At 60.7% G+C, this 12,805-nt stretch carries 11 protein-coding genes; 2 read left to right on the top strand and 9 right to left on the bottom strand.

The window, feature by feature from the left end:
* Window positions 1-54 precede the first annotated feature (54 nt).
* Window positions 55-1,152 carry a PA0069 family radical SAM protein gene (locus ACXJKE_RS01930; RefSeq protein ID WP_457278880.1) on the top strand — a complete coding sequence of 366 codons (1,098 nt, stop codon included), beginning with the start codon at window positions 55-57 and terminating at the stop codon, window positions 1,150-1,152.
* A 90-nt stretch (window positions 1,153-1,242) separates the two neighbouring features.
* Window positions 1,243-1,683 (top strand): GNAT family N-acetyltransferase, encoded by a 441-nt coding sequence (locus ACXJKE_RS01925; protein WP_457278879.1) that lies wholly within the window; start codon window positions 1,243-1,245, stop codon window positions 1,681-1,683.
* Between the two features lie 21 nt (window positions 1,684-1,704).
* Here ACXJKE_RS01925 and ACXJKE_RS01920 read toward each other — a convergent pair whose 3' ends face one another.
* The 9 genes from ACXJKE_RS01920 to grpE all read right to left on the bottom strand — a co-directional run bounded on the left by ACXJKE_RS01920 (window position 1,705) and on the right by grpE (window position 12,733).
* Window positions 1,705-2,373 (bottom strand): amino acid ABC transporter permease, encoded by a 669-nt coding sequence (locus ACXJKE_RS01920; protein ID WP_457278878.1) that lies wholly within the window; start codon window positions 2,371-2,373, stop codon window positions 1,705-1,707.
* Window positions 2,374-2,468: 95 nt separating this feature from the next.
* The gene (locus ACXJKE_RS01915; RefSeq protein WP_457278877.1) at window positions 2,469-3,266 is read right to left on the bottom strand and encodes a transporter substrate-binding domain-containing protein; all 798 of its coding nucleotides are present in this window, start codon (window positions 3,264-3,266) and stop codon (window positions 2,469-2,471) included.
* A 131-nt stretch (window positions 3,267-3,397) separates the two neighbouring features.
* Window positions 3,398-5,077 carry a phosphoethanolamine transferase gene (locus ACXJKE_RS01910; protein ID WP_457278876.1) on the bottom strand — a complete coding sequence of 560 codons (1,680 nt, stop codon included), beginning with the start codon at window positions 5,075-5,077 and terminating at the stop codon, window positions 3,398-3,400.
* A 47-nt stretch (window positions 5,078-5,124) separates the two neighbouring features.
* On the bottom strand, window positions 5,125-5,997 hold the full coding sequence (gene fghA, locus ACXJKE_RS01905) for an S-formylglutathione hydrolase (RefSeq protein ID WP_457278875.1): 873 nt from the start codon (window positions 5,995-5,997) through the stop codon (window positions 5,125-5,127).
* Between the two features lie 5 nt (window positions 5,998-6,002).
* Entirely contained in the window at window positions 6,003-7,109 is a 1,107-nt protein-coding gene (locus ACXJKE_RS01900; RefSeq protein WP_007868626.1) for an S-(hydroxymethyl)glutathione dehydrogenase/class III alcohol dehydrogenase, read from the bottom strand.
* A 313-nt stretch (window positions 7,110-7,422) separates the two neighbouring features.
* Window positions 7,423-8,640 (bottom strand): glycerophosphodiester phosphodiesterase, encoded by a 1,218-nt coding sequence (locus tag ACXJKE_RS01895; protein WP_457278874.1) that lies wholly within the window; start codon window positions 8,638-8,640, stop codon window positions 7,423-7,425.
* A 121-nt stretch (window positions 8,641-8,761) separates the two neighbouring features.
* Window positions 8,762-9,907: a molecular chaperone DnaJ gene (gene dnaJ / locus ACXJKE_RS01890; RefSeq protein ID WP_457278873.1), complete on the bottom strand. Its 1,146-nt coding sequence runs from the start codon at window positions 9,905-9,907 to the stop codon at window positions 8,762-8,764.
* 158 nt (window positions 9,908-10,065) lie between these two features.
* Complete coding sequence (dnaK, locus tag ACXJKE_RS01885) at window positions 10,066-12,009, bottom strand: molecular chaperone DnaK (protein WP_457278872.1); 1,944 nt, start codon at window positions 12,007-12,009, stop codon at window positions 10,066-10,068.
* Between the two features lie 163 nt (window positions 12,010-12,172).
* Entirely contained in the window at window positions 12,173-12,733 is a 561-nt protein-coding gene (gene grpE, locus ACXJKE_RS01880; protein WP_457278871.1) for a nucleotide exchange factor GrpE, read from the bottom strand.
* Window positions 12,734-12,805 lie beyond the last annotated feature (72 nt).

Raw genomic sequence — 12,805 nt, 5'->3', positions numbered from 1 at the left:
TTTTCTGCGACCTTGCCGGGCACTGCGCTTGCCCCCACCAAATCTTATTAATCCATGTCCGACGCCATCATCCCGCTACACGCCATCAAGGGCCGAGGCACTGCCACGCGCATGCCGCACCGGTTTGAAAAAGACGTGCGCAACGCATGGGACGACGGCTGGGGTACGCTGGAAGAAGGCGCGGCGGGCGAGGCGCCCCGGATCGAAACCACGGTCACGATGGAAGAAGCGCGCAGCGCCATTGTCGGCAACGATTCGCCCGATATCTTTTTTGACTACAGCATCAATCCCTACCGGGGCTGTGAGCATGGCTGTGTGTACTGTTATGCGCGGCCCACACACAGCTACCTCAATCTTTCGCCTGGGCTGGACTTTGAAACCAGGATCATCGCCAAGCGCAACATTGCCGAGGTGCTGCGCGCCGACCTGCGCAAACGCAGCTATGTTCCCAAGCTGCTTAACATCGGCTCGGCCACAGACTGCTACCAGCCCGCCGAGCGCGAGCTGCGACTGACGCGCAGCATCATCGAGGTGATGCAGGAAGTGCGGCACCCGTTCTCTTTGATCACCAAATCCAGCGGCGTGGAGCGCGACCTGGACCTGCTGGCGCCGCTGGCCGCTGACAAGCTGGCCGCCGCCTACGTGACCATCACCACGCTCGACGGCGAACTCGCGCGCAAGCTGGAGCCGCGCGCGGCCGCACCGCACCGGCGCCTGCGCACCATCCGCACGCTGGCAGAGCACGGCGTTCCCGTCGGCGTCAGTGTGGCGCCGCAAATCCCATTTGTGAACGACGACATGGAGCATGTGCTGGAGGCCGCCTGGGAGGCCGGTGCGCGCAGCGCGTTCTATACCGTGATCCGTCTGCCCTGGGAAGTGGCACCCATCTTCAAGGAGTGGCTGGAGCTGCACTACCCGCAGCGCGCCGCGCGCATCATGGCGCGCATCCACGAAATGCGCGGCGGCAAGGATTACGACAGCGACTTTGCCTCGCGCATGAAAGGCCACGGCCTGTGGGCTGAACTCATCAAGCAGCGTTTTGAGAAAGCCTGCAACCGGATTGGCTTTAACCGCCAGCGCATTGAGCTGGATTTGAGCCGGTTCCGGCCGCCAGCGGCTGCGGGTGCCGAAGGGCAGGGCCGGCTGTTCTGAGGGGGCACGCGTCAGTTCGACGCGAGGGCTATAGTCCAAAAAAGCGTGTGCATCACGCCTCATACTGTTTGAAGATAAAAGGAGTTCACCTTGGCGCTTGACTGGAAATATTCATCGGAAGGCATGGTCGCCGCAGACTGGGAAGAACTGTCGAACCTTTACCGGATGGCCCCACTGGGCGACAAGAAGCCGGCCGACCTGCAGGTCGTATTCACCAACAGCATGTTCAAGTGTTTTGTGTACGACGCCGGCAAGCTGATTGCCGCCGGCCGTGCGGTGGCGGACGGCAAGGATTGCTCTTATATCTGCGACATCGCGGTAGCGCCGGACCGGCAGGGCTCCGGCATGGGCAAGGACATGGTCGCGGCGCTGGTGCGGCTTTCCGGCGGTCACAAAAAAATCATCCTCTACGCGGTGGCCGGCAAGGAACCGTTTTACCGCAAGCTTGGCTTTAGTCGCATGCTGACCGCGATGGCGATTTTTGCGAATACCGAGCAAGCGCTGCAAAGCGGTTTGATCAGCGATAACTGATCGGGCAACCGAGAGCCGGCCCTAACGCAGATAACTGCGGTTCAGCCTCACTTCAAGCTTTTTCTGCAGCGTTTCAAACGAGGCGCTCATGGCCCAGTAAATGCCCGCCGCCGCCAGGTACAGCGGAAAGGGCTGGAAGGTCGTGGCAATCACTTCCTTGGTCGCCAGCATCAGCTCGCCCACGGCAATCACCGACACCAGCGAGGTGTCCTTGATCAGGCTGATCAGGCTGTTGGAGAGACTGGGCACCGCCAGACGCAGGGCCTGCGGGCCGATCACATAGCGCAGTGTTTGCGCTTGTGTGAGGCCCAGGCTGCGGGCGGCGTTCCACTGCCCGTGTTCCACACCGTTGATCGCGCCGCGAATGGTTTCCGACAGGTAGGCTCCCACGTTCAGGCTCAGGCCCAGGATGCCCGCGCTGATCGGGTCGAACTGGATGCCGATGCTAGGCAGGCCGAAGTAAATGACGAAGAGCTGCACCAGCAGCGGCGTGCCGCGCATGCAGCTGACGTACAGCGTTGCAAACTGCGAAAGCCCAGGCACCTTCGCCAGTCGCGTCACGGCCACGATGGTACCGATGATGGCACCGAAGAATACAGATGCCACCGCCAGCAGCAGCGTCCACGCCGCGCCTTTGAGCATCAGTGGCAGGGCATCGCGCAGCAACTGGGTCAAGCCAGACAAATCCATGGGAGTCTCCACAAATAAAAACCCCGGCAGTGAGCCGGGGTTGCTTCAGGGCGCCTGCCGGAAAGCGGCGCGCGGCTGATCGAATGTTACTTCGGTTATTTCACGGCGACAGGCGGCTTGCTCACGTCGCGGTCAAACCACTTGGTGGATATCTTCGCGAAGCTGCCGTCGGCCTGCAGGTCGGCCAGCGCCTTGTCGATGGCGGCCTTGAACTTCGGGTTGTTCTTGACGAAGGGAATGCCGGATTTTTCAAGGTCGCCCACGGGCGCACCGGGCTTGAGCGGCAGCTTGGTTTGTTTGACGATGTAGGGAATCAGCAGGCTGTCGTTGAGCGCGGCGTCAATGCGGCCCAAAGCCAGGTCTTGCAAATACTCTTGCGCGCCGGGATAGGTCTTCACGTCAATGCCGCCGACTTTTTTGGCGATGTCGGCGTAGTTGGTGCCCTGGCCCAGGCCGAGCTTTTTGCCCTTGAGGTCGGCCAACGTCTTGAACTCGCGCTTTTCATCCTTGCGGATGATCAGTTGCGGTGCAGAGATGGTGTAGGGCTCGGAGAAGTCAAAGGTCTCCTTACGCTTGTCGGTGATGCCGACCTGGTTGATCACCACGTCGTACTTGCCGGCCTGCAGGCCTGCCAGGATGGCACTCCACTCGCTCGTGGAGAACTCGGCTTTGACGCCCAGCTTCTGCGCCAAGGCATTGGCCAGTTCCACTTCAAAGCCGGCGAGCTGGCCGCCTTCCTTGTAGTTGAAGGGCGGGTAGGTGCCTTCAAGTGCAACTTTGAGGGTGCCGCGCTGTTTGACGGTGTCGAGCAGGTCGGCTGCGCTGGCGCTGAGTGCGAGCGTCAAAAGAAGTGTGGAAGCGATGGTGGAGGCGGCAGCCTTGCGAATATTCATATTCAACCCTTGCATAAGAGAATTGTTATTGAGATGAAAAGTGAATATTAAATCTGCCGTCACATTGGTGCATGCAGGGCGACAAAGGCCCTACGGCGCATCCGGATGCTTCGCGGACGCTGAGCGCGGACTCAGGGCTTGGCGCAGTGGGCGTAGATGTCGAGCGCAGGCTTGTAGACGCTGGTCTGCACATTCATCAGGCCGAGCACCGAGTGGAAGTAATTGTCGTGGCTCACCATGGCGTCCAGTTGCTCCTTCAGGCATGCCGTCGTCAGCTTGTTGCGCTGCTCGAATGCGGGTGAGAGCCAGGTGATCCACGGCACGCGCTTTTGCACTTCAGGCGCAATGCCGTAGGGCATGCCGTGCAGGTAGAGGTTGTTCTCACCCAGCGACTCTCCGTGGTCGGCGAGGTAGAGCAGGGCAGGCGCGCTGCGCGCCTCTTGTGCCTTGAGCCACTGGATGGAAGACGCCAGCAATTTGTCGGTGTAGACGATGCTGTTGTCATAGGCATTGAGCAGGCCTTCGCGGCTGCAGCTTTGCAGCGCGTTGTCGGTGCACTCGGGCAGGAATTTTTTGACGGCTTGGGGCGAGCGCTTGTAATACGCCGGGCCGTGGCCACCCATCTGGTGCATCACGACCACCACGCCCTTGGCGCGGCGCTCGGCCGGCAGCGCGGCAATGCGTTCGTCAATGCCGTGCAGCATCACTTCGTCAAAACATTCGCCGCTGTCGCACAGGCCCGGTACTTTGAGCTGTATGGTGTTCACGTTGGGCACACGGTCGCACACGCCCTTGCAGCCAGACTGGTTGTCTATCCATAGCACGGCCAGGCCCGCGCGCTGCAGCACGTCCAGCATGCCCTCGTAATTGGCCGGGCGTGAGTCATAGGCTTCACGCCCGAAGTTGGAGAACATGCAGGGCACCGATGCGGCTGTGCTGGTGCCGCACGACCACGCGTTGCGCAGGCTCACGACGTTTTCATTTGCGAGCAGCGGGTTGGTGGGCCGGCTGTAGCCGTTGAGTGAAAAGTTGGCGCTGCGCGCTGTTTCACCCAGCACCAGCAACAGCAGCGGTGGCTTGGTTTGGGCTGTGTAATTGGCACCGAGTTTTGCGTCTTCACCCAACGGCAACAGAGTGGATTCGTCGCGCTGAAAGGGCTTGGCCGCGATGGCGCCTAGCGCGTAATAGGAATTGAGTGGGTTGATGAGATAACGCACATGCGTGTAGTTGCGCATGACGGAGGCAATGCTCTGGAAAAACAGGAACACCACTAACACCAGCAGCACGCACGCTCCGGTCAGCGTGGCTGCGTTGGTGAGCATCTGTCGCACTGCGCCTGCACGTCTGACCTTCTGCCGCCACAAAAAGATCATCGGCAGGACCGCCAGCACCATCACCGTGGCCAGCAGTCGCCAGTTCAGCAGGTCACGTGTTTCGCGCACATCAGTCTGCAGCGTGTTGATCATCATGGTCTTGTCGATGACCACGCCATAAGTCACCATGAAATAGGCACCGAAAGCGGCCGACAGCAGAAAGACAGTGATGGCGGGCTTGAGTGTCCAGCGCCAGGCCAGCACGCTGAGCAGCGCGATGGTCGCCAGCGCAATCACCAGCGCCAAGGCGATGCTTATTACCACCGCCTGGCCCCCGGTAAGGCCCGGCAGGCGGGCCAGCTCGCGCCACAAGGCCACATTGCACACGGTCGCGATCCAGAGGCTTGCAATGACCACCAGCCACAGCGGCCGCATGCCTCGACGGTGTTGGTCAGGAGAGGAAAGGGGTCTGGACCCGGATGGCGGTTGCAGCGGCATAGCGCTGCATTGTATTTGCCCCACCTTAGGGCGGACTTATGCGCGCCTCAAGTGGCGGTGGTCAAACCCAGCTGCCGCGCATGGTGCCGCAGGTGTTCGGCCATAAAGGTCGCGATGAAATAGTAGCCGTGGTCATAGCCCGCATGGCGATGCAGCGCCAGTGGCTGGCCCGCTTTGACGCAGGCGGCTTCAAACAGCTCGGGGTACAACTGCTCGGCAAGGAATTTGTCGTCCAGCCCCTGGTCTATGCGTATGCCGCCAGGGTAGGGCGCTGCGGGCATGAGATTCATGATGGCGGTGGCGTCATGTTCGACCCACTGCAACTCATCGCTACCGAGGTAGCCGGTAAACGCCTTGCGGCCCCAGGGACACTGGCTGGGCGTGCAGATAGGTGCAAACGCCGAGACTGATTGAAAGAGATCCGGATGCCGGAGTGCCAGCGTCAACGCGCCATGGCCGCCCATCGAGTGGCCGAAGATGCCGATGCGACTGGCGTCCAGCGGCAAGGCGCTCGTCAGCAGTGGCAGCAGCTCTGCCGTGATGTAGCTTTCCATGCGGTAGTGCTGTGACCACGGCGCCTGTGTCGCATCAAGATAGAAGCCCGCGCCGCGGCCGAAATCCCAGCTGTCGGTCTCGCCCGGAATCTTTGCGCCGCGCGGGCTGGTGTCAGGCGCGATCAGCGCCAGGCCCAGCTCGGCGGCTACGCGCTGCGCACCGGCTTTGATCATGAAAGTTTCTTCGTTACAGGTCAGGCCCGCCAGGTAGATCAACGCCGGCACCTTCTCCCCAGCCATGGCTTGCGGCGGCAGGAAGACCGAAAACTTCATCGGCAGGCCGACCTCGCGCGAGTCGTGCTGGTAGAAGCGTTGTACGCCGCCGAAGCAGCCGTGTTCGCTGAGGAGTTCGAGGGGTGTTGTCATGTCGCTTAGTACAGGACCACACCGCGGATGGACTCACCGGACTTCATCAAATCAAAACCTTTGTTGATGTCCTCCAGCGGCATGGTGTGCGTGATCAGGTCGTCGATATTGATCTTGCCTTCCATGTACCAGTCGACGATTTTGGGTACATCAGTGCGGCCGCGCGCGCCGCCGAAGGCCGAGCCTTCCCATTTGCGGCCGGTTACCAGCTGGAAGGGGCGGGTGCTGATCTCGGCGCCGGCTTCGGCCACGCCGATGATGATGCTGCGGCCCCAGCCCTTGTGTGTGCATTCCAGCGCCTGGCGCATCACCTTGGTGTTGCCTATGCATTCAAAGCTGTAGTCGGCGCCGCCGTCGGTGAGTTGCACGATGGCGTCGACGACGTTTTCGGTGTCCTTGGGGTTGATGAAATGCGTCATGCCGAACTTGCGCGCCATCTCCTGCCGCGCGGGGTTAATGTCCACACCGATGATCTTGTCGGCACCCACCATCTTCGCACCCTGGATCACATTGAGGCCAATGCCGCCCAGGCCGAACACGACGACGTTGGCGCCGGCTTCCACCTTGGCAGTAAAGAGCACTGCGCCTATGCCGGTGGTGACGCCGCAGCCGATGTAGCAGACCTTGTCAAAGGGAGCGTCTTCGCGGATTTTGGCCAGCGAAATTTCAGGGGCGACGGTGTAGTTGCTGAAGGTGCTGGTGCCCATGTAGTGAAAGATGGGTTTGCCGTCCAGGCTGAAGCGGCTTGTGGCGTCGGGCATCAGGCCCTTGCCCTGCGTGCCGCGAATCAGCTGGCACAGGTTGGTTTTGCGCGAAAGACAGAACTTGCATTGCCGGCACTCGGGCGTGTAGAGCGGGATGACGTGGTCGCCTTTTTTGAGCGTTGTCACGCCGGGGCCGACGTCAACCACAATGCCCGCGCCTTCGTGGCCGAGGATGGCTGGGAAGATGCCTTCCGGGTCGGCGCCCGAGAGCGTGTAGTAATCGGTATGGCAGATGCCGGTGGCCTTGATCTCGACGAGCACCTCTCCGAACTTCGGGCCTTGCAGGTCCACGGTTTCAATGGTCAGGGGCTGGCCTGATTTCCAGGCAACGGCGGCTTTGGTTTTCATGGTGTGTTGGCTTGCGCTTGAAGTGAGTGGGGATGAGGTTCCGTGCGTAGGTCACTATAAGCCAGTCACCGTCGCTGAGTCTCCCCTGAAGCCGTATCTTCATGGGCCCGATGTTTCATTTTGAGAAAAGCTGGGCCATGCACCCGGGCTGTGTCGCCGACCCTAAGGCTGGAATATGCCGCGCATCGTGGGAGCAGAGCCTTCATGGCCTTCTCTGTAAATGAAAAAGCTGCCTGGCCCATTAAACATGAGCGCAAGCAGCTATTAATTTCATAGCATTGAGGTCTGGCGAGTGATACCCGCCACGGCTTGCTCAGCGGCCGGCTTCTTTCAGATACTGCGTCCGGGCGGCGATGGCAGTGTCGGTGAAGTCGGTGAACACGCCGTCAACGCCTGTGCGGTAAAAGGCCAGGTACTCGGCCTTGGCATCGCCCTGGTAGTCGCTGGCCAGGCGGCGCGACTCGTTACGGAAGGTGAAGGGATGAACGAACAGGCCTGCTTTGTGCGCATCGGCGACGAAGCTGGTGGCTGGCTGCGAGGTGGAGTCCGCGTCGTTGAGCTTGCCGTCGCGGTTGATGTCGACCTGCTTGCCGTCGGCGCCGAAGGTGCCCTTGGTGCTGATGATGTAGCGCTTCCAGGGGCCGATGCCATCGGCGTAGGTCTTGATCTCGGCCAGGCCCGCTGGTGTGACCATGGCGCTGAAGAAACGCTTGTCGCCGGCCTTGGTCCAGTCGTAAGGGCGGTCGCTCGGCACGGCAAAGGTCACGCGGCCGGTTTTCGGGTCAATGCCGTCGCCGTCGACGAGCTGGATCAGTTTCGTATTGAGGCCCTTGCTCTTCATGTACTTCAGGCTGCCGGGTTCAAACGACTGCACATAGATGGGCGCGGTCTTGCTGTTCCATCCGGCGGCGTTGATGATGGCAATCAGCTTGTCTTCCATCGGCAGGCCGAGTTCCCGGAAGTAGGTCGGGTTCTTGGTTTCCGGGTAGATCGCAATCGTGCGGCCGGTTTTCGCGGACTGGGCTTTGGCCATGTCCACCACTTCCTGGAGGGTGGGGATTTTGTACTGGCCATTGAACTGCTGCGGGCGCTCGGCGTCGGTCGAGATCGCCCCCAGGGTGCGAATCTCGGCCAGTGTGAAGTCGTTGCTGAACCAGCCGGTCTGCGTTTCGCCGTCGACCTGGATGGTCTTCTTGCGTGAAGCGAACTCCGGATGTTTGGCCACGTCGGTGCTGATGGCCAGGTTGGGGTCGTGGCGGGTGATCAGCACGCCGTCCTTGGTCACGACCAGGTCCATCTCGATCACGTCGGCGCCGAGTTCGATCGCCCGCACATAGGCTTCCATCGTTTCTTCCGGCACATAACCGGAAGCGCCGCGGTGGGCGATGACCAGTGGCGCCTTGCCGTCAAGGGTGGGCAGGCCTGCTTGTGATGTTGTGCCTGAGGAGGAGCAAGCGGTGAGTAGTACGCTGCTGCAAATAAGGGCGAGCAGGCTACCTTGCTTCACGGCCTGGCGGGTCGATACGGTCATGGGTGTTTCCGGAGTTAAAGGGCTGATCGTATGTGTCTGATCACGACAGGCGTGTGACAGTGTGTAGCGCCCGGCCATAAAAAATGCCGGAGCAGGTCCGGCATTTTCTGGGGCGCGGGGATCAGGCGCTGAAGAAGCTCTTGAGCTTGTCGGCCCAGCCTTCTTCGCTGGGTGAATGCTTGGCTCCGCCTTTTTTCAGCGACTCGTCCAGCTCCTTGAGCAGCTTGCGCTGGTGCTCGGTCAGTTTGACCGGTGTCTCGACCGTGATGTGGCAATACAGGTCACCCGGGTAGCTGGAGCGCACGCCCTTGATGCCCTTGCCGCGCAGACGGAACTGTTTGCTCGCCTGGGTGCCTTCGGGAATGTCGATGGCCGCTTTGCCGGCGAGTGTCGGCACTTCAATTTCGCCGCCCAGTGCGGCAGTGGTGAAGCTGATGGGCACGGCGCAGTGCAGGTCGTCACCGTCGCGCTCGAAGATGTCGTGCTTCTTCAGGCGGATCTCGATGTAGAGGTCGCCGGGCGGGCCGCCGTTGGTACCCGGCTCGCCATTCCCAGTGGAACGGATGCGCATGCCGTCGTCGATGCCCGCGGGGATTTTGACTTCGAGTGTCTTGTTGTTCTTGGTCTTACCCACACCGTGGCAGGTCACGCAAGGTTCGGGAATCAGCTTGCCGGTGCCTTTGCACTGCGGACAGGTCTGCTGCACGCTGAAGAAACCCTGGCGCATCTGCACCACGCCGTGGCCATGGCAAGTGGTGCAGGTCACCACCTTGGTGCCGGGCTTGGCGCCGCTGCCGTGGCAGGTATTGCAGTCGTCCCAGCTCGGAATGCGAATCTGTGCGTCCTTGCCGTTAGCGGCTTCTTCGAGCGTGACTTCCATGGCGTAGCTCAAGTCGCCGCCACGGTAAACCTGCCGGCCACCGCCACGTTGTGCCCCGCCGCGCTGGCCGCCGAACACGTCGCCGAAGATATCGCCAAAGGCTTCGGCAAAGCCGCCAAAGCCTTCCGCACCCGGGCCACCGCGCATGTTGGGGTCTACACCGGCGTGGCCGTACTGGTCATAGGCCGCGCGCTTGTTCTCGTCGGAAAGCATCTCGTAGGCTTCTTTGGCCTCCTTGAATTTTTCTTCGGCAACCTTGGACGCATCCCCCTGGTTGCGGTCGGGGTGGTGCTTCATCGCGAGTTTGCGATATGCCTTCTTGATGTCTTCATCGCTGGCGTTTTTGGCAACGCCCAGCGTGTCGTAATAGTCTTTTTTGGTGGCCATGGCAGGTCAGTCAGGAATCGTTGTTGTGAGGGTCAGCGGGAAACGCAAAAGCGGAAATCCTGGATTGCTCCCGGTTTTCCGCCTTTGCTGGCTGCCTTTGCCGTCTGCTTTTGCATGCAGTTATCGCGCCAATGCAGGGGTGCTTTGTAAAAAAGCGCTTAGCCCTTTTTGACTTCCTTGACTTCAGCGTCCACGACATTGTCGTCGACCGGTTTGGCTTCAGCCTGGGCGGCGCCCGCTGCGCCTGCGTCACCACCGGCTGCCGCCTGCGATGCCTGCATGTCGGCGTACATTTTTTCGCCGAGCTTCTGGCTGGCTTCCATCAGGGCCGTGTTCTTGGCGTCGATGGCGGCCTTGTCGTCGCCAGTGAGCGCTTCTTCCATGTCCTTGATGGCGGCTTCAATCTTTTCCTTCTCGCCGGCTTCGAGCTTGTCGCCGTATTCACCCAGCGATTTCTTCACGCTGTGCACCATGGCTTCAGCGTTGTTCTTGGCGGTGACGAACTCGACTTTTTTCTTGTCTTCTTCGGCGTTCAGCTCGGCGTCTTTCACCATCTGCTGGATTTCAGCTTCAGACAAACCTGAGTTGGCCTTGATGGTGATCTTGTTTTCCTTGCCGGTGCCCTTGTCTTTGGCGCCGACGTGCAGGATGCCGTTGGCGTCGATGTCGAAGGACACTTCGATCTGCGGCGTGCCGCGTGCTGCGGGCGGAATCCCCTCGAGATTGAACTCGCCCAGGCCCTTGTTGCCCGAAGCGATTTCGCGCTCGCCCTGGAACACCTTGATCGTCACGGCCGGCTGGTTGTCTTCAGCGGTCGAGAAGGTCTGTGCGAACTTGGTCGGGATGGTCGTGTTCTTCTTGATCATCTTGGTCATCACGCCGCCCATGGTTTCGATACCGAGGGACAGCGGGGTGACGTCCAGCAGCAGCACGTCGGTGCGGTCGCCGGAGAGGACCTGGCCTTGAATCGCTGCGCCCACGGCAACGGCTTCATCGGGGTTCACGTCCTTGCGGGGTTCCTTGCCGAAGAGCTCCTTGACCTTTTCCTGCACCTTGGGCATGCGGGTTTGGCCGCCGACCAAAATCACGTCATGGATGTCGGCCGCGCTGACGCCGGCATCCTTCATGGCGATGCGGCAAGGCGCAATCGTGCGCTCGATCAGTTCGTCGACCAGGCTTTCAAGCTTGGCGCGGGTCAGCTTGACCAGCAAGTGCTTGGGGCCGGTAGCGGGGTCGTGCGCGATGTAGGGAATGTTGACTTCGGTGGCTGGGCTGTTGGACAGCTCGATCTTGGCCTTTTCAGCCGAGTCTTTCAGGCGCTGCAGGGCCACGACGTCCTTCGACAGGTCGATGCCGCTGTCTTTCTTGAACTCGGCCACGATGTAGTCGATCACGCGCTGGTCGAAGTCTTCGCCGCCCAGGAAGGTGTCGCCGTTGGTAGACAGCACTTCAAACTGCTTTTCACCGTCGACGTCGGCGATTTCGATGATGGAGATGTCGAAGGTGCCGCCGCCCAGGTCATACACGGCGATCTTGCGGTCGCCCTTTTCCTGCTTGTCCAGGCCAAAGGCGAGAGCCGCTGCGGTGGGTTCGTTGATGATGCGCTTGACTTCAAGGCCGGCAATGCGGCCAGCGTCTTTGGTGGCCTGGCGCTGTGCGTCATTGAAGTACGCAGGCACCGTGATCACGGCCTCGGTGACCGGCTCGCCGAGGTAGTCTTCGGCGGTTTTCTTCATTTTGCGCAGGATGTCGGCGCTGACTTGCTGGGCCGACAGCTTCTTGCCGCGCACTTCCACCCAGGCGTCGCCATTGTCGGCGGCCACGATGGAATAAGGCATCAGCGCGATGTCCTTCTGGACTTCTTTCTCGCTGAACTTGCGGCCGATCAAACGCTTGACGGCGTACAGGGTGTTCTTGGGGTTGGTCACGGCCTGGCGCTTGGCAGATGCGCCAACCAGCACTTCGCCGTCTTCCTGGTAGGCGACGATGGAAGGGGTGGTGCGCACGCCTTCCGAGTTCTCGATCACGCGGGGGGTGTTGCCCTCCATGACGGACACGCAGCTGTTGGTGGTGCCGAGGTCAATGCCGATGATTCTTCCCATGATGATTTACTCCTGCTTTTTTGATTCGTTAAAGATTGAAGGTGGGGTGGCCGGGGCGTTTGAGGCCGCAGCCGCTGTGTGGATTAACTATGTTGATAACTTGTGGGTAAGTTGTGCGGCTTCAAGGGCTTCAACAAAGTTTTCAAGGTTTTTAAAGGGGGTTTTACTTGGGGGCTGCCACCGTGACCAAAGCGGGGCGCAGCACGCGCTCGGCGATCAGGTAGCCTTTTTGCAGCACGTTGACCACGGTGTTGGCTTCCTGGTCCGCCGGGACCATGCTGATGGCCTGGTGCTGGGTCGGGTCGAATTTGGTGCGAGGAGCCGGGTCGATGGCGACCACCTTGTTGCGCTCGAGTGCACTTTTCAGCTGCTTGAGTGTGGCTTCGGCGCCTTCGCGGATCTGCTCCGGCGTGACGTCCTTGATGGCGAGCCCGGCTTCCAGGCTGTCTGCTACCGGCAGCAGGCTTTCGGCGAAGCTTTCCAGGGCGTATTTGCGCGCCTTGGCCACTTCTTCATCCGCGCGGCGGCGGGCGTTTTCGGTCTCGGCCTTGGCGCGCAGGTAGCTGTCGGCCAGCTCGGTGTTTTTGGCCTGCAGCGTGGCGACTTCGGCTTGTGCGACCGTCAGCGCGTCAAACTCGTTGGCGGCCTGTGCCGCTTCCAGTTCTTCAGGGCTGGGCTCACCGCTAAGTGGTTGATTTTGTTCGGGTTGTGTATTGTCAGACATGCTCGAAGACAGGGTTGAAGCTGGTAATGTTTCCAGCTGGGGATGGCAAAGCCCTTTTCAAGACAGGGGCTT

The organism is Polaromonas sp. P5_D5 (assembly GCF_054049435.1).
Note: the sequence above shows the minus strand (reverse complement) of the source record. Positions and strands in the feature narration are given on the sequence as shown.